We start from the raw sequence: 16,568 nt of genomic DNA, 5'->3' as shown, positions 1-16,568 counted from the left end.
CAAGCGAGAGCTTCGCTCTCGTCCTGTCGCTGGCGTTCTTCGCTTCGCTCGACCGACACCGACTCCCTCGCGCGTGCTCCTCGCGCCCTACCGGGCGCTCGGAGGCACGCGCCACCGCGGATGAAGAGAGGTGGTTAGTTCGTTACCGCTTGAACTCGATCGCGGCGCCCTGTCCGAAGCCGACACAGAGCGTCGCGAGCCCGCGCTCGGAGTCGCGTTTCTGCATCTCGTGGAGCAGCGTCACCGGGAGCCGCGCGCCCGAGGCGCCGAGCGGGTGGCCGAGCGCGATGGCGCCGCCGTTGACGTTGTACCGGTCCTCGTCGATGCCGAGTTCGCGCCGGGAGTACTCGCACTGGGAGGCGAACGCCTCGTTGAGTTCGACCAGGTCGTAGTCGTCGACGGTCGTCCCGGCGCGATCGAGCAGGCCTCGCGTCGCGGGCACCGGACCGATCCCCATCACGGTCGGGTCGACGCCGGCGACGTTGTTCGTGCCGACCTCCGCGAGCACGTCGAGCCCGTGGTCCTCGGCGAACGCCTTGCTCGTGACGAGCGTGACCGACGCGCCGTCGGAGATCTGCGAGGAGTTCCCGGCCGTGACCGTGCCGTCGCCCGTGAACGCGGGCGGCAGCTCGGCGAGCTTCTCGGCGGTCGTGTCCGGGCGGATCCCCTCGTCCTCCTCGACGAGTCCGTCGTCGGTCTCGACGGGGACGATCTCGTCGTCGAACCGTCCCGACTCGGTCGCCTCGGCGGCGCGCTGGTGGCTGCGGGCCGCGTACTCGTCTTGCGCCTCGCGGCTCACGCCGTACTCCTCGGCCACCTTCTCGGCGGTCATCCCCATCTGCAGCTGGAAGACGTTGTACCGCTCGGAGAGCTCCGGGTGGAGGTGCTGGTAGGAGTCGCCGTCCATCGGGACGCGGCTCATGTTCTCGGCGCCGCCCGCGATGACGCAGTCGCGGTTGCCCGCGGCGACGGCGTCCGACGCGGAGATGACCGCCTGCATCGACGAGGCGCACCAGCGGTTGATCGTGGTCGCGGGGACGGACTCGCCCAGTTCGGAGAGGAGGGCGATGACCCGCGCGACGTTGTTGTCCTGCTCGGCGCGCTGCTGGGCGACGCCCCACATCAGGTCGTCGACGTGGTCGCTCGTCAGCCCCGTCTCCGCGAGCGTGTGGTCGATGAGCGTCGTCGAGAGGTCCTCGGTACGGACGTCCTCGTAGACGCCGCCGTCTTTGCCCTGTGGCGTTCGATGAGCGGCCGCGATCACCGGTGTGGTCTCGTCTGTCATGAACGATCACAGGTCGGTCGGCGTATTAAAACGCCGTGGAACGGGCGGAAATCGATCCGGGGTTTATCGTTTATCGGTCAACAGCGGCTCGCCGGTCATCTCCGCCGGGCACTCGAGGTCCATCAGCTCCAGGAGTGTCGGCGCGATGTCGCACAGCGACCCGTCGTCGCGCACCGCACGCCCGCCGTCGTCGCCCTCGGGCGAGAGGTAGACGAACGGCACCGGGTTGAACGTGTGGGCGGTGTGGGGATCGTCTGCGGTTCCCATGTCGTCGGCGTTGCCGTGGTCGGCGGTGACGACCGCGTGCGCGCCGGCGTCGGCGATCGCGGAGAGGAGTCGGTCGAGCTGTCCGTCGACCGCCTCGACCGCCTCGACCGCCGCGTCGAAGTCGCCCGTGTGCCCCACCATGTCGGGGTTGGCGTAGTTGAGGACCAACAGATCGGGGTCGTCTGACGCGATCGTCTCGACCGCGGCGTCGGTCACTCCGGGCGCCGACATCTCCGGCTGCTGGTCGTAGGTGGGGACGTCCGGGCTCTCGACGATCGTCCGGATCTCGCCGGGGAACTTCACCTCGCGGCCGCCGTTGAGGAAGTAGGTCACGTGGGGGTACTTCTCCGACTCGGCGATCCGGAGTTGGGTGCCGCCGGCGTCGGCGACCACTTCACCGACCGTGTTCGCCGGGGTCTCCGGCGGGAACGCGACCGGGAAGTCGAACGTCTCGTCGTACTCGGTCATCGTGGTCAGCCGCACGTCGGGCTGATCGAGGTCGAACCCCCACTCGGGTCGGGTGTCGGTCAGCATTCGGACCAGCTGCCGGGCGCGGTCCGCGCGGAAGTTGACGAAGATCACGGCGTCGCCGTCCGCGAGCGCGGGCTCGTCGGCGACGAGCGTCGGCTCGACGAACTCGTCGGTCTCGCCGCGAGCGTGGGCCTCCCGTGCGGCCGCGACCGCGCTCTCGGCCTCGTGGGGCGCCTCGCGCGAGACGATCGCGTCGTACGCCTTCCGCGTCCGCTCCCAGTTCTCGTCGCGGTCCATCGCGTGATACCGGCCCGTCACGGTCGCGACGCGTCCCGTCCCGTGCTCGCCTGCCGTCGCGGTCACGTCCGCGAGGAACTCGTCGGCAATCTCCGGCGCCGTGTCGCGCCCGTCGGTGAACGCGTGAGTCGTCGCCGGGACGCCCGCGTCGGCCGCGGCCTCGATCAGCGCCAGCACGTGCTCCACGTCGGAGTGGACCCCGCCGTCCGAGACGAGTCCCATGATGTGAACCCGACCGCCCGTCTCCGCGGCGTGGTCGAAGGCGTCCGCGACCGCGTCGTTGTCCGCGAACGAACCCTCTGCGAGCGCGTCCGTGATCCGGGTGTACGCCTGCTTCACTACCCGGCCGGCGCCGATGTTGAGGTGGCCGACCTCGGAGTTGCCCATCTGTCCCTCCGGGAGCCCCACGCGCCGCCCGTGAACGACGAGGCGGCCGTCCGCCCCCCGTTCCGTCGCCGCGTCGAACGTCGGCGTGTCGGCCGCCTTCACGGCGTCCAGCCGGTCGTGGTCGCCGAGCCCCCAACCGTCGAGGATCACGAGTGCCGTCTCCATACCCCAGCGTGCCGCCCGGGGGGTAACTACCCTTCGGTGACCGCTACTCCCTCGCCGGACCGGGGGCGGCCCGCCGCGCCGTCGCCGGAAGCCAACGTTTTACGCGTCCGACGCTAACCATACGTTAATGGACTCCGCGGTACTGCTCGATCTCCTCGGCAACGAGAACCGGCGGCGCATCCTCCGGCTTCTCTCCACCAAGCCGTGTTACGTCACGGAGATCTCGGAGTACCTCGACGTGAGCCCGAAGGCGGTGATCGACCACCTGCGGAAGCTGGAGGAGGCCGGTCTCGTCGAGTCGACGACCGACGACCAGCGCCGGAAGTACTTCCGGATCGCCCGCAGCCTCCGCTTAGAGGTCAGCGTCTCGCCGTACGGCTTCGGCGCGAAAAGCGCCTACCCGGCGAAGAACAGCCTCGACATGTCGGGCCGATGTCCCCACCTCTCGCTCGAAATGCCGGACGGGTCGGAGGCGAGCGGCGACCTCGCCGAGCTGGTCGGCGAGTACGCGCGCCTTCAGGACCTCGACCGCGAGCTCTCGCTCGCCCAGCGGTGGGTACAGGGCCGCGTCGAGGACGCGCTCTCGGAGATCGACGACCGGCTCGGTGGGCAGGCCGACAGCCGCTTCTTCGCGGCCGTCCTCGCCGCGGTCGTCGAGACCGACGGCACGCCGGGCGCGGTCGCCGAGGAGGTCGGCGCCCGCGAGTCGACCGTCAGCGACGCCCTCCGCCGGCTCTCCGACGTGGGCGTCGTCGCCCGCGACGCGGACGGCTACCGGGTGCGCTGACGCGACTTCTCTACGGCTGCTGCGGGGCTCGCGACGACGAACTCAGCGAGCCCGGCCGCTTCCGGAAGCTTTTGGACTGCCGCAGGGAGAGGGCGGACGTGAGCCGTCTCAGGAACCTCTCGCTGTTTCTCGTCCTCGCCGCCGTGTGGGGCTCCGCGTTCGTCGCGATCAAGGCGGGCCTGGCGTATTTCCCGCCGGTGCTCTTCGCGGCCTTCCGGTACGACGTGGCCGGGATCGTGATGCTGGCGTACGCGGCGTACGCCGTCGACGACCCGATCCCTCGCGGGCGCGCTCAGTGGCTGGAAGTGCTCTCCGGCGCCGTGTTCATCATCGCCGGCTACCACGCGCTGCTGTTCGTCGGCGAGACCGACCCCGCGGTGACGAGCGCCGTCGCGGCGGTGATCGTCAGTCTCTCGCCGCTCCTGACGACCGTGTTCGCCCGCGCTTTCCTGCCCGCGGAGCGACTGACCGCCGTCGGCGTGCTCGGCCTCGCCATCGGACTCGTCGGGGCGGTCGTCCTCGCGAATCCGGACCCCGCGAACCTCACCGGCGACGGCACCGTCGCGAAGCTGCTCGTGTTGGGCGCGGCCGCCTCGTTCGCGCTCGGCTCCGTCCTCTCCCGCGCCTCCGACGCAGACCTCCCCATCGAGACGATGGAGGCGTGGTCGATGCTCCTCGGGGCCGGCCTCACCCATCTGATCGCGATCGGGCTCGGCGAGTCGGTCGCCGACGCGGCCTGGACGACCGAGTCGCTGCTCGCCTTGGGCTACCTCTCCGTGTTCGCCAGCGGGATCGGCTTCCTGATCTACTTCGACCTGCTCGACCGACTCGGGCCGATCGAGATCAACCTCGTCTCGTACGTCGCGCCGGTGTTCGCCGCCGCCGTCGGGTGGATCCTGCTGGACGAGGGTATCACCGGCGCGACGGTCGCCGGCTTCCTGATCATCTGCGTCGGCTTCGGGCTGGTGAAACGCGACGCGATCCGCGAGGAGCTGCGGGGCGCCGGCGTGATCGGGTGAACGGGGCGGTCAGTCCCGTCTCCGACGGCTCTCGCCGCAACCGTCTTGGCGACGGGGAAACGACTCTCGCGGCGTGAGCGCCGACCAGATCGATCCCCAAGCGAAGCGAGCCGCGGCCCGCCAGTCGCGAATTCCCCTTCCTCACGGTCGGTACCGCCTGAAGCTGCTCCGTCTCGTGAGCGGTCCGCTGTCGCGGCTTCAGAACCGAAACCCGCCGAGCGTCGGCGCGACCGAGCCGCTAACGATTCCCGGTCCCGGGGACCTCGACGCGCGTCTGTACACGCCTGCCGGCGATCCGCCGTTCCCGACGGTCGTGTTCTTCCACGGCGGCGGGTTCGTCCTCGGCAGCGTCGAGACCCACGACTGGCTCTGTCGACACCTGACGCGGGAGAGCGGCTGTGCGGTCCTCTCGGTCGAGTACCGGCTCGCGCCCGAACACCCGTTCCCGGCCGCCGTCGAGGACGCGTACGCCGCGGTCGAGTGGGCCGCGGACGCGACGGACGCACTCGGCGGCACCGGTAGGATCGCGGTCGCGGGCGACTCCGCGGGCGGCAACCTCGCCGCGGTCGCCGCGCTGATGGCCGCCGAACGCGACGGCCCCGAGATCGCCCATCAGGCCCTGCTGTACCCCGGTATCGGCGTCGACCCCGAGCAGGAGTCGGTCCGCGAACACGGCGGGACGGTCCTCTCGCGGGCGGACATCGAGTGGTTCTCCGAGGCGTACTACCGGAGCGACATCCACCGGCGGAACCCGTACGCCGACCCGATCAACGCCGGCGACCTCTCCGGCGTCGCGCCCGCGACGGTCGTCACGGCCGGGTTCGACCCGCTTCGCGACGGCGGAAAGGCGTACGCCGAGAAACTCGTCGCCGACGGCGTCTCGACGCGGTACGAGAACTACCCCGGAATGGTCCACGGGTTCATGACGATGCAGGGAGTCGACCGGGCCCGCGAAGCGATCGCCGCGGTCGGCGACGACCTCGCAGACGCGTTCGACGCGTAATCCCGTCCGGCTCGCGCGGGCGGCGGCGAGCGACAGGTCGCGTCCGCTCCCGCCGCCGTACGAGGTGTGTGAACGTCCCGCCCGCCGGCGGTGGTATTTATTTTCGACGCCGCGATGTCGGTCGCGTGTTCCCCGAAACGATCGAGACGGACCGCCTCCGACTGGAAGCGGCTTCCCCCGAGAACGTCGACCTCGACGCGTGCTATCGCATCTGCTCGTCCGACCCCGGGATCGACGAGGTGACGGAGTACGTCACTTGGGACGCCCACGAGACGAAGCGGAAGACGCTCGAGTTCCTCGAACGCGCCAGCGAGCAGTTCGAGGAGGCCGAGGCCGCGACCTACGTGATCCGACCCCGCGAAGGCGAGGACGGGGCCGGCGAGATAGCCGGCTTCGGCGGCTTCGAGGTCGACTGGGACCGGAAGACCGCGAATCTCGGCGTGTGGCTCCGGAGGCGGTTCTGGGGTCGCGGGTACTCGGCCGAGCGCGCCGCCGCGCTCGCCGAGGTGGCGTTCGACGACCTCGACCTGGAGGTCGTCGCCGTGAGCCACCTCCCGGACAACGACCAGTCGCGGCGAGCGATAGAGAAGTACGTCGACCGGCTCGGCGGCCGCCGGGAGGGTCACCTCCGTAACGCGATCGAGTTCGCCGACGGCAGCGTCCACGACGAGGTCCGGTACACGGTCTCGCAGGCGGAGTGGCGAGCGGCGACCGAGTAGGTTCGAACCCGTATTCGGCGCTGGAACGGGCTTTACGGGCGGAATAATCCACTCCGTCGCGGTCGGCGTGACCCAACAGACACTTACCGCGTCCGAAATGAGTCGGGGCGCATGTCTTCGTCGACACCCGGAACGGCTGCGGCGAACGGCACGGATTCGAGCCTCACGACGAACGCGGTCGGCGGTGCGGTCGCGGGTGCCGCCGCGTACGTCCTCGGCTACCTGTTCGTGTACGTCACGCAGAGCGACCAGGTCGAGGAGGGGCTCTCCGGCATCAACTTCTTCGCCGACCTGTTCGGCGGCGACCCCATCTCCGTCTGGCGCGGCGTGGGGTGGCTGTTCTACAACGCCCACTTCGTCGACGTCTCGGTGCCGTCGCTGATCGGCGCCGCTCGCTCGGTGAACTTCGTCTCGCAGGCGGACGGGGGCGCGTACCTGTTCGTCGTCCCGCCGGTGCTGCTCGTCCTCGCCGGCCTCGCGGCCGGCCGCGTCGCGGGCGCGTCCACGCCGGTCGACGGCGCCCGAGCCGGCGCCCTCCTCACGGCCGGATACCTCCCGCTCGCGGTCGTCGGCGGGTTCCTGTTCCGGGTCTCGGTCGGCGACGGCGCGACCGTCGCGCCAGACATGATCACGACCGTTCTGCTCGCGGGAGCCGTCTACCCGGTCGCGTTCGGTGCGATAGGCGGCGCCGTCTCGTCGGTGCTGAGCGACTGAGTCGAGAGAACCGGAGTTCGCAGCGACGGCCTCAGTACGCCTCGTCTTCGGGGTCGAACCGGTCCCCGTACTCGCGGTCGGGATCGACCGGCTGTCCCTCGTCGGTCTCCGGCGCGATGTAGTCGATGAACGACTCGACGTCCGGTTCGCGCACGCGAACCTCGACGTCGATCTCGCCGAGTTCGTCCGGCTCGCCGACCGCGAAGTTGACCACGCCTTCCAGCGCCGCCTGCTTTTTCAGCGAGAAGGTGAACCCCCCGTCGGTGCGGTTCTGTCGGAAGACGCGGCGGGCGGTGTCGAGGATCTCCTGTTCGTGGAGCACGTCGGAGAAGGCGTCGAGGGTGTGCGCCTCGGCGACGAGCATCCCGTCCTCGTGGACGGGCTCGGCGTCCGGGAAGACGTTCTTCACCGCGTCGGCGACGCGGTCGGTCACCTCGGTGTCGCGGACCGGCGCCTCGATCCGCACGTCGACGCTGTAGATCACGCGCCGTCACCTCCGGCGTTTGCCGCCTCGGCGCGGTCGGCGCCGGGCGCGGAGCCGTCGGCCTCGGGCTCCGCGACGCCGAGCACCTCGCGGACGCGCCCGCGGAACGCGGCGAGGCTGTCCGTGTTGTCGATCTCCACGTCGGCCAGTTCGAGGGTCTCGCCGAGTCCGAGGTCTATCTCGCGGGCGTCGCGCTCGCGGAGGGCCGACAGGTCGGAGTCGGAGTCGTCGCGGCCGCGGTCGTCGAGGCGCTCGGCGCGCAGTTCGAACGGCGCCCGGATCGCGACGAGGGTGAAGTCCTCGCCGAACGCCTCGCGGAAGCGTTCGAGTTCGACGGTCGACCGGAGGCCGTCGACCAGCACGGTCTCGCCGCGGTCGCTCTCGGCCGCCGCCTCGCGGATCCGCGGGAGCGTCCGCGCGGCGATGGCGTCGTCGCCCTCCTCCTCGCGGAGCGTGCCGGCCATCCGCCCGTGATTTTGCGCCGGGTCGAGGCCGCGGCGGCGACACTCGGCGCGGATCACGTCGCCCATGACGACGACGGGGATGCCGGCCGCCTCGGCCACGTTCGCCGCTTCCCCCTTCCCGCTGCCGGGGAGGCCGACGGTTCCGATGACGTTCATTACCGGTCGCTACTCCGCTCGCGGACTTAGGTCTGCTGTTGGCCCGCGGGCGGCGCGAACCGCGGGCGTTTTTTAGACCCGGCGAATCAGGTACGGGTGAGGGCACATAGCTCAGCCAGGATAGAGCGTCGGACTTCTAATCCGACGGTCGTGGGTTCGAATCCCACTGTGCTCGTTCTTCTGGGTGTGGTGGCTCTGTTGAAATCCTTGGTAGGTGACATATTCTTGTAGACGTGCCGAATGTGGGGCGCATAGTCAGCACACTCGTTCGGGTAGCCACAGATGGCGCAATCAACCGTTCTGGAGTTCTTACCAAACCGTCGTTCTCTCTTCACTGGTTAGTTTCAAGTCTCCCAGATGCTCAAAACTCGGTTCTGTATGAAATTGTGTCTGATTAAACAGGAACCCGATCAAAAACTGCTTACACACTATGGGTAATACCCAGCAAGAAGACAGAAGAGGAATACTGAATGAGACGCGCAGGACGATCCACAAACACGAGCCGGGAGCAGAAGACTTCCAGGCGTCGTGTGGGCAGACGTACCACCTCGATCACGGACAACTCCAGGTGATTCAGGTCAAGCGGGCCACCGAGGAGTTCGGAGCCGAAAAGTGTGGTAGTTGTTTCGATGACGGCCGCGGGTACTAATTCTTATACGAGAAGTGTCATTAAATCGTTCCGGTCGTCGCCGATCATCATAGCCTGCCCACCGAGCATCTGGCTTCGCTCAGCAGCGTCGAACTTCTCCTCGGAGAGCACCTCTGCGCGAACGTTTCCCGGTGTACGTGAGAATGGTACGATTAGAGTCATCGCTATGCTGAACTCACTCTCTGTATCTCGCACGCCGATCCTGTCTGTTCGTGAGGATATCGACAGAGCAGGTGTGGTCGATCCCCTTTCAGTCCGCCGCGCTTGGCGCCCCAAGGTACTTCTCGTTCAGTTCGTACTCGCCGTCCTCGCCCTCGACCAGGTACTCGCCGTAGTAGGGCACGCGGTTCGCCACCACTTCCTCGAACGTCTCCGCGATCTCCTCGCGGGTCATCTCGCCCATCGAGCGGAGGTCGTCGTTGCGGTTGAGACACCCCTTCAGGTACCCCTCGTGGGTGACGCGGACGCGGCCGCAGTTGGCGCAGAACTCCTCGTTCTCGACGGGGTCGACGATCTCGACCATGCCGCCGGTCTCGTCGTCGCTGTCCTCGCCGACGAAGTACCGCTTCCGGTCGTGCATCTCGCGGTGTTCGACGCGGTCGGCTTTCTCGGCGAGCCAGTCGTGGACGCGCCCGATGTCGACGTTCCACTCGGGTTTGCCGGTCAGCTCCGGCATGTACTGGATGAGCTGGAGCTGAAGGCCGTGGTTGTCCGCGACGTGTTCGACCATCTCCTCGACGTAGCCCGCGGTGTGGGTGAACACGACCATGTTGAGCTTCACGGGATCGAGCCCGGCGTCGACCGCGGCCCTGACGCCCTCGAGGACCTGCTCGTAGGCGCCGGACTTCGTGACCTCCGCGAAGTCGTCCGGGTCGAGCGCGTCCTGCGAGACGTTGACGCGGTCGAGCCCGGCGGCCTTCAGGTCCGCGGCACGCCCGGGGAGGAAGGTGCCGTTCGTCGTCATCGACACCTCCATCGAGTCGGGCGTGCGCTCGATGATCTCTTCGAGGTCCTGGCGGAGCATCGGCTCGCCGCCGGTGAACTTCACGGCGTCGACGCCGTACCCCTCGACGACCTCAAGGAAGCGGACCACGTCGTCGGCGCTCATCTCCGACTCGCTCGGCTCCATCGGCCCGCGCGTGTCGCCTAACCCCTCGTTGTGACAGTAGACGCAGTCGAAGTTACACCGGTCGGTGAGCGAGATTCGCACCCCCGTCACCTCCCGTCCGAAGTCGTCCGCGAGTGGGTCGGCCATGTGGAACAGGAACGACTACGCGCGCTTAAGTAAACGGGTCGATCGTGAAGGAACGTAACAGCGAGCGGTTACGTCACTCCGGCGCCGCGGCGGCCGATCGGTTACGATTGCGACTCGCGGTTGCGGCCCCATTGCGACTGGCGATCGCGACCTCAAAGCGACACGCGGAGCCCGTCGGTCGCGGCCCGCACCTCGCCGTCGAAGCCGGCCTCGCGGACCCGTTCTTCCATCTCCCGCTCGCGACCGCCGGTGTGCGGATAGAGGTGCGATAAGAGGAGCGTCCCGATGTCAGTGCCCGCGAGCGACTCGCCGAGGCTCGTCGGGCGCGGGTGGTTCGACACGTCGACGTCGTCCGGGAACGAGCAGTCGTGGACGAGGCAGTCGGCGCCGTCGGCGAACGACGCCATCCCCGCGAACGCCTCGGTGTCGCCGGACAGCGCGAGCGGCCCCTCGCTCGCCGGGGCGTCCGAACTCGGCGGCGAGAACCGGTAGGCGAAGCCGTCCATCGAGTGGCGCGTCTCGCGGGCGGCAACGTCAAACCCGCCGGCGGTGAACGGGCGCGCGGCCGACACCTCGCGGACCGCGAGGTCGATCCGGCCGTCGAGGTAGTCGTGGACGTCGAGCAGGCCGTCGACGAGCCCCTTCGTCCCCGCGGGCCCGACGACTTCGAGGTGTTCCTCGCCGGCGAGCCAGCGGGCCTTCACCAGCGGCAGGAGCGCGGCCACGTGGTCGAGGTGGTGATGGGTCAACAGGACCGTCGAGACGCCCTCGTACCCGGTCTCGGTGCCGGCGAGTCGCTGGAGGACGCCGCTGCCGCAGTCGACGAGCAGCGACCGGTCGCCGTCGTCGAGGAGGTAGCCGGCCTGAACGCGGTCGGGAACGGGCATGGCGCTGCCCGAACCGAGCACGGTGAGTTCCATGTCGACTCCGCGTGGCCGAAGGCACCTAATTGGACCGACCGCTCGGAGCGGCGGCCCGGACCTGGCTCACTTGATCAGGAACACCGGGACCGACGCGTCGTCGGCGACGCGGTCGGAGACGCTCCCGAGCGACCGGATCCGCTCGCGCGGCGACTTCCCCTCCGGGCTCATGACGATCACGTCGATCCCCGCCTCGTCGGCGTACGCGACGATCTCGGTGTCGGGCGTCCCGTGCGCGACGTGGGTCTCGACGTCGAGGCCGGCCTCGCTCGCCGCGTCGGCGACGACGCCGACGGCCTCGTCGCCCTGTGCTTCGAGGTCGGCGACGACCTCGTCGTGGAGGTCGCCGGAGTTGGCGGTCGCGATCCGACGGTCGACGACGTACAGCGCGTGAACCGTCGCGTCGTGGTCGCTCGCGAGTCGGAGCGCGTGTTCGAGCGCGCGGTCGACCGCCTCGCTCCCGTCCGTGGGGACCAGGATGTCGTCGTACATGTGGGGTCGTTCGCGTGCCCCCGGCTTAACCGTGGGGCCCGGGCGCCGGTCGCTCGGAATCCGCGGTCACGCGACCGGGTGACCGCTACTCCGCGCGCCACCGACCGCCGAGTTCGCCGCGCCGCATGCTGTTCGCCTCGCCGTCGCGGAAGACGCTGACGCGGCCGGTCTCCTCGCTGAGCGTGACCGTCGCGACGACCTCGGGGCGCACGGAGGTCTCGATCGCGCTCATGTGTCGCGACCCCATCCACGGCTCGTAGCTCACGTCGTCGACGAGGTCGGTCTCCTCGTCGCGGGTGCCCAGGTCGCGGAACCGGACCATCTGCGCCTCTATCTCGCCGTCGACCGCGACGACGATCCCGCCGTCCTGCCCGACGCTCACCGACTCGGCGGCGGTCGCGAGCGCGTCCTCGTCGAAGACGGACGGGCAGCTCTCGCGCGCCCAGCGGTTGTCGCCCATCGGGTCCGCGTACGAGCCGTAGTCGCTGTCGCCGATGACCGCGAAGTACAGTCCCGGTCCCTTCACGTGGGGTTCGTCCCACCCGTCGAAGGCGACGCTGACCTGTTCGGCGCAGTAGGTCAGCCTGTCGACGACCTCGCACACGCCTCCGTGGTCGCCGTAGGCTATCGCGAGGTCGCTCATCTGGGTCGATCCTCCCGTCGTCGTCGCGCCGTGGTGTGGCCGCCGTCGGTCATGTCAGGAAAAACGCGAGGGGAGTATATAAGGGCAACCGAGTCGACCGCGGCCGGACAGCGAGCTCTCGGCCGGTCCGCTCACCGCCGCCACTGGGTGAACACCTGCGCGTCGAACCGGTCGGCGCGGAAGAGGCCGACGCCGAACGCGACGGCGACCGCGGCGGGCAGGAGGTTCCCGTACCAGACGTTGATCCCGCCCCAGAGGATCACGAAGCTCACCATGTCGTCGAGCATGAACTCGCAGTCGCGGAGCCGCTCGCGGATCCCCGCCGACGAGAAGGCGCGGTCGAGCGTGACGACCGCGACGATAGCCGACAGCACCCACCCGGCGTAGTTCGAGAGCGGGACGCCGTAGAACGCGCCGCCGCCGAAGTCCCAGAAGCCGAGCGCGACCGCGCCGGGGTCTAACACCACGTCCATCGCGACGACCGCCGGGATCACCGTCGCCAGCCGGACCCACACGCTGTCGGCGCGCGGGCCGAGCAGCAACAGACACAGCAGGTACGCGTTCATCACGAGCGGGATGAAGAAGACGGGGAGCGCGACGGGCACCCCCGCGAGCATCGGTCCGAGGTCGACCGTGTACGCGAACTCCCCGTACGGCCAGCCGGTCGCGACGCCGACGCCCTCGATGAGGTACGTGTACGCCATCAGGACCCCGATCCAGCCGAGCGCGCGGCGGTCGACCGTGGGGAGGACCCCGACGACGAGCGGCGAGCGCATCACGAGGACGCCGAAGAGCACGAACCACGGGTGGAACGCGAACGGCTCCGGCACGACCCCCTCGGCGCTACCGATGAGCGCGACGGCACCCACGAGCGGGAAGAGGACCGCGATGGTGAAGCGGTTCTCTCGCACGATCCGGTCGAGCAGCGCCTCGGCCTCGCGCCGCGTGTCGGGCGCGCGCTCCCGGAGGGCGTCGAAGCGCGACTCGGTCGTCGCGGTCGAGTCGCTCACGGCAGCGCCTCCCAGAGCGGGTACACCCGCCAGAGACCGCCCATCGACAGCAGCGTGCCGACGACGGTGTTCAGCGCCGGGAACCACCAGTACGCGCGGTCGACGGAGACCGACGCCCGCGAGACCCACGCGACGAAGACCGGGTACACGCCGAGCAGTGCGCCGAGCCGGGGGTCGACGAGCGCGAACGCGACGGCGGCGGCGGCCCACACCGCGAAGCAGTAGGCGTAGGTGCGCGCCTCGCCCAGCACCGTCGCGGTCGTGTCGATTCCGGCCGCCCGGTCCGGCTCGATGTCGGGGATGGCGGAGAACGTGTGCATCCCCATCGTCCAGAGCCACGCCCCGGCGAGCGCCGCGACCGGCGGGTGCGACCCCGCAACGGTCGCGTATGCGGCCGCGCCCGGGAGGACGTACAGCCCGTTCGACAGCGAGTCGAGGAACGGTTTCGTCTTGAACCGCGCGGGCGGGGCGCTGTACCCGACCGACAGGAGGAGGAACCCCGCGAGGTACGGCCACGCGACCCTGGGGGTGATCGCGAACGTGGCGACGCCGAGCGCGCCGGCGGCCACGACCGCGGCGACGACGAGGCGACTCCCGCGCCAGCGCGCCTCGCGCTCCTCCTTCTTCGGGTTCAGTTCGTCGATGTCCGCGTCGAACACGTCGTTGACGCCGTAGAGGAAGACGTTGGCGGGGACGAGGAAGTACGCCGCGAGCGCGACCGTGACGGGGGTGAACAGCTCGCTCACGTCGCCGATGCCGTAGGTGACGCCGACCGCGACGGGGCCGGCGAGGTACAGCCAGAAGCGCGGCCGCGACAACACCAGCAGGTACCGGAGGCCCTCGCCGCCCCCGGCCGACCGCTCTCGCTCGTCCGTGGAGGATCGGTGTTGGTCGCTCACGGCCTCGGTCACACGTCGTCGTCGGCCATCGCTTCCGCGGTCAGCTGTCCGCTGATGAGACACATCGGGACGCCGATGCCCGGGGTCGTCGTCGACCCCGTGAAGTAGAGCCCGTCGACCGCGTCCGAGGTGTGGGGCGGGCGCAGCAGCGACGTCTGCGTGAGGGTGTGCGCCAGGCCCAGCGCGCTGCCCGCGTAGCTGTTGTACCGCTCGGCGAAGTCGTCGACCGAGAACGTCTCCTCGACGACGACGCGGCCGCGGAGGTCGGTACCGGTGTTCTCGGCGATGTCGTCGATCACGAGGTCGCGGTACCGGTTGCGGATCTCCGGCGTGTCGGCCAGCCCCGGCGCGATGGGGACCAAGGCGAAGAGGTTGCTGTGCCCCTCCGGCGCGACGGTGTCGTCGGTCTTCGAGGGCACACAGAGGTAGTACGCGGGGTCGTCGGGCCACTCGGGGTCGTCGAATATCTGCTCGAAGTGCTCGTCCCAGTCGGTCGGGAGGACGAGCGTGTGGTGTTCGAGGTCCGGAACGTCGCCCTCGACGCCGAGGTACAGCAGGAACGCGGAGGGAGCGTACGTCCGCGACTCCCAGTACTCCTCGGTGTACTGTCGCTTCCGCTCCGGCAGCAGCGCCTGTTCGGTGTGCGCGTAGTCGGCGTCGGAGACGACGCGGTCGGCGAGGTAGCGGCCGCCGTTCTCGGTGTCGACCGCGAAGGCGCCGTAGCGCCCCTCGATGCCGGTCACCGCCGCGTCGGTGACGAACTCGACGCCGAGGTCCTCGGCGAGTTCGACGATGCCGTCGACGACGGCGCCGATCCCGCCGTCCGGGTAGTAGACGCCCATGTTGTAGTCGACGTGGCTCATCAGGTTGTACAGCGCCGGCGTGTTCGTGGGAGACCCGCCGAGGAACACGAGCGTGTACTGCATCAGCTGCTGGAGCTTCGGGTGGTCGAAGTAGTCCTCGACGTGTCCCTGCATCTTTCCGAGCAGGGAGAGCCCCCACGAGTAGCGCAACACGTCGGTGTCGACGTAGTCGCGCAGCCGCGGGCGGTCCTCGTACACGAAGTGTTCCATCCCGATGTCGTAGGTCCGCTCGGACTCCGCCAGATACGCGTCGAACGCCTCGCCGGCGCCCGGCTCGTACGACTCGAATATCTCCCGGTTCTTGTCGCGGTCCGGGAGCACGTCGACTCTGTCCCCGTCCTTCCAGAACACGCGGTAGTGGGGGTCGAGCCGCTCAAGTTCGTAGAACTCGTCGGGCGATCGGCCGAAGTGACCGAAGAACCGCTCGAAGACGTCGGGCATCAGGTACCACGACGGCCCCATGTCGAATTTGAAGCCGTCGACTTCGAGCCGGCTGGCGCGTCCTCCGAGCTGTTCGTTCTTCTCGAGGAGCGTGACGTCCGCGCCAGCGTCGGCGAGGTAACAGGCCGTCGAGAGTCCGCCGAATCCGCCGCCGATAACGACGACGGACTCGCCGGCAACGTCGTCGATGTCCGGGACCACGTCCATACACGAACCTAGGGGCGGCGGAGGTATAAATCCGGCCGGACGCGCCGCCGAGGCGTCCCCCACACGTTCGGGACGAGCGGCCGCGAGAGTCCCGAGACGATCGTCCGTCGCGTCGAGTGGATACCACTAAGTCGCCGACGCCCGTACCGGCTTCCATATGGATCTGACGGTCGCGATCACCGGAGCAACGAGCGGGATCGGGCGAGCCGTCGCCGAGGCGTTCGTCGACGAAGGAGCGTTTGTCGCCGTCTCCGGGCGCGACGGCGCGGCCGTGGATCGGACCGTCGCGGCGCTGAACGGCGAGGGTGACGAGCCGGCGGACGCGGCCGATCCCGAAGCCGACAGCGACGACGCGACAGACGCCGACGGGGAAGGAGACGGCGCGGACGACGGGGACCCCGGGCGCGGCACCGCGTGGGGCGACCGCGTCGACGTGCGCGACGAGTTCGACCTCGAACGGTTCTTCGAGCGGGTCGCCCGCGAGGCCGGCCCGATCGACGTGGTGTTCGCGAACGCCGGCCTGTTCCACGGCGCGCCGGGCGAGAGCCCGACGACCGAGGTCTCGTACGCCGACTACGACGACACGATGCGGACGAACGCTCGCGGCGTGTTCGCGACGATACGGGAGGCGATCCCTCACCTGGCGGACGACGCCCGCGTCCTCGTCCCGTCCGGCGCGGTCGCCGCCGAGTCCAAGCCCGGCATGGGCGCGTACGCGGTCTCGAAGGCGGCCGCCGAGGCGGTCGCGCGCGGCTTCGCCGCCGACATCGACGCGACGGTCGGCGTGATCGACCCCGGGCTGGTCGCGACCGACCTGACCGGCAAGGAGCGCGCCCGGGACCCGGAGAGCGTCGCGCCGCTTTTCGTCTGGGCCGCCACCGAAGCGCCGGCAGAGGACCTGAACGGCGGCCGGATCGGCCTCCGCGAGTGGAAGACCGCGACGCGCTAGCGCGGAGGGGACGGCGTCCGAT

Annotated in this window: 17 protein-coding genes and 1 tRNA gene; 7 read left to right on the top strand and 11 right to left on the bottom strand. The window is 69.5% G+C overall.

Annotation, left to right across the window (positions count from 1 at the left end; translation table 11 throughout):
* Window positions 1-142: 142 nt before the first annotated feature.
* Both ACZ5KW_RS09540 and gpmI read right to left on the bottom strand, forming a co-directional pair.
* Window positions 143-1,285, bottom strand: a complete 1,143-nt coding sequence (locus tag ACZ5KW_RS09540) for a thiolase family protein (RefSeq protein WP_343777466.1) — start codon at window positions 1,283-1,285, stop codon at window positions 143-145.
* Between the two features lie 63 nt (window positions 1,286-1,348).
* Window positions 1,349-2,872, bottom strand: a complete 1,524-nt coding sequence (gene gpmI, locus ACZ5KW_RS09535) for a 2,3-bisphosphoglycerate-independent phosphoglycerate mutase (RefSeq protein WP_343777467.1) — start codon at window positions 2,870-2,872, stop codon at window positions 1,349-1,351.
* A 127-nt stretch (window positions 2,873-2,999) separates the two neighbouring features.
* On the opposite strand from gpmI, the gene ACZ5KW_RS09530 reads away from it, so the two are divergent.
* From ACZ5KW_RS09530 to ACZ5KW_RS09510, 5 genes are all read left to right on the top strand, one after another.
* A complete protein-coding gene (locus ACZ5KW_RS09530) occupies window positions 3,000-3,659 on the top strand; it encodes an ArsR/SmtB family transcription factor (protein WP_343777468.1) in 660 nt (219 codons plus the stop codon).
* A 98-nt stretch (window positions 3,660-3,757) separates the two neighbouring features.
* Window positions 3,758-4,678 carry a DMT family transporter gene (locus ACZ5KW_RS09525; protein ID WP_343777469.1) on the top strand — a complete coding sequence of 307 codons (921 nt, stop codon included), beginning with the start codon at window positions 3,758-3,760 and terminating at the stop codon, window positions 4,676-4,678.
* 73 nt (window positions 4,679-4,751) lie between these two features.
* Entirely contained in the window at window positions 4,752-5,681 is a 930-nt protein-coding gene (locus ACZ5KW_RS09520) for an alpha/beta hydrolase (protein WP_343777471.1), read from the top strand.
* A gap of 125 nt (window positions 5,682-5,806) precedes the next feature.
* On the top strand, window positions 5,807-6,400 hold the full coding sequence (locus ACZ5KW_RS09515; RefSeq protein WP_343777472.1) for a GNAT family N-acetyltransferase: 594 nt from the start codon (window positions 5,807-5,809) through the stop codon (window positions 6,398-6,400).
* Between the two features lie 111 nt (window positions 6,401-6,511).
* Window positions 6,512-7,114 carry a DUF7978 family protein gene (locus ACZ5KW_RS09510; protein ID WP_343777474.1) on the top strand — a complete coding sequence of 201 codons (603 nt, stop codon included), beginning with the start codon at window positions 6,512-6,514 and terminating at the stop codon, window positions 7,112-7,114.
* Window positions 7,115-7,145: 31 nt separating this feature from the next.
* Here ACZ5KW_RS09510 and ACZ5KW_RS09505 read toward each other — a convergent pair whose 3' ends face one another.
* Entirely contained in the window at window positions 7,146-7,598 is a 453-nt protein-coding gene (locus ACZ5KW_RS09505; RefSeq protein ID WP_343777476.1) for an RNA-binding domain-containing protein, read from the bottom strand.
* Window positions 7,595-8,218: an AAA family ATPase gene (locus ACZ5KW_RS09500; protein ID WP_343777477.1), complete on the bottom strand. Its 624-nt coding sequence runs from the start codon at window positions 8,216-8,218 to the stop codon at window positions 7,595-7,597. The genes ACZ5KW_RS09505 and ACZ5KW_RS09500 overlap by 4 nt, the downstream gene beginning before the upstream one ends.
* Before the next feature lie 100 nt (window positions 8,219-8,318).
* Between ACZ5KW_RS09500 and ACZ5KW_RS09495 the strand changes: the two genes are divergently transcribed.
* Window positions 8,319-8,393 (top strand) — tRNA-Arg (locus tag ACZ5KW_RS09495).
* Between the two features lie 724 nt (window positions 8,394-9,117).
* On the opposite strand, the gene moaA is transcribed toward ACZ5KW_RS09495, so the two are convergent.
* From moaA to ACZ5KW_RS09460, 7 genes are all read right to left on the bottom strand, one after another.
* Window positions 9,118-10,122 (bottom strand): GTP 3',8-cyclase MoaA, encoded by a 1,005-nt coding sequence (gene moaA / locus ACZ5KW_RS09490; RefSeq protein ID WP_343777479.1) that lies wholly within the window; start codon window positions 10,120-10,122, stop codon window positions 9,118-9,120.
* A gap of 152 nt (window positions 10,123-10,274) precedes the next feature.
* Window positions 10,275-11,042, bottom strand: a complete 768-nt coding sequence (locus ACZ5KW_RS09485) for an MBL fold metallo-hydrolase (RefSeq protein ID WP_343777480.1) — start codon at window positions 11,040-11,042, stop codon at window positions 10,275-10,277.
* Window positions 11,043-11,108: 66 nt separating this feature from the next.
* Window positions 11,109-11,534, bottom strand: a complete 426-nt coding sequence (locus tag ACZ5KW_RS09480; RefSeq protein WP_343777481.1) for a universal stress protein — start codon at window positions 11,532-11,534, stop codon at window positions 11,109-11,111.
* 85 nt (window positions 11,535-11,619) lie between these two features.
* On the bottom strand, window positions 11,620-12,177 hold the full coding sequence (locus tag ACZ5KW_RS09475) for a hypothetical protein (RefSeq protein WP_343777483.1): 558 nt from the start codon (window positions 12,175-12,177) through the stop codon (window positions 11,620-11,622).
* Between the two features lie 131 nt (window positions 12,178-12,308).
* Window positions 12,309-13,187 (bottom strand): bisanhydrobacterioruberin hydratase, encoded by an 879-nt coding sequence (cruF, locus tag ACZ5KW_RS09470; RefSeq protein ID WP_343777485.1) that lies wholly within the window; start codon window positions 13,185-13,187, stop codon window positions 12,309-12,311.
* Complete coding sequence (locus ACZ5KW_RS09465) at window positions 13,184-14,098, bottom strand: prenyltransferase (RefSeq protein ID WP_343777487.1); 915 nt, start codon at window positions 14,096-14,098, stop codon at window positions 13,184-13,186. The genes cruF and ACZ5KW_RS09465 overlap by 4 nt, the downstream gene beginning before the upstream one ends.
* Window positions 14,095-15,597: a phytoene desaturase family protein gene (locus tag ACZ5KW_RS09460; protein WP_343777488.1), complete on the bottom strand. Its 1,503-nt coding sequence runs from the start codon at window positions 15,595-15,597 to the stop codon at window positions 14,095-14,097. The genes ACZ5KW_RS09465 and ACZ5KW_RS09460 overlap by 4 nt, the downstream gene beginning before the upstream one ends.
* A gap of 157 nt (window positions 15,598-15,754) precedes the next feature.
* Between ACZ5KW_RS09460 and ACZ5KW_RS09455 the strand changes: the two genes are divergently transcribed.
* Window positions 15,755-16,546, top strand: a complete 792-nt coding sequence (locus ACZ5KW_RS09455) for an SDR family oxidoreductase (protein ID WP_343777489.1) — start codon at window positions 15,755-15,757, stop codon at window positions 16,544-16,546.
* Window positions 16,547-16,568 lie beyond the last annotated feature (22 nt).

It is taken from the genome of Halorubrum ejinorense (assembly GCF_055389685.1).
Note: the sequence above shows the minus strand (reverse complement) of the source record. Positions and strands in the feature narration are given on the sequence as shown.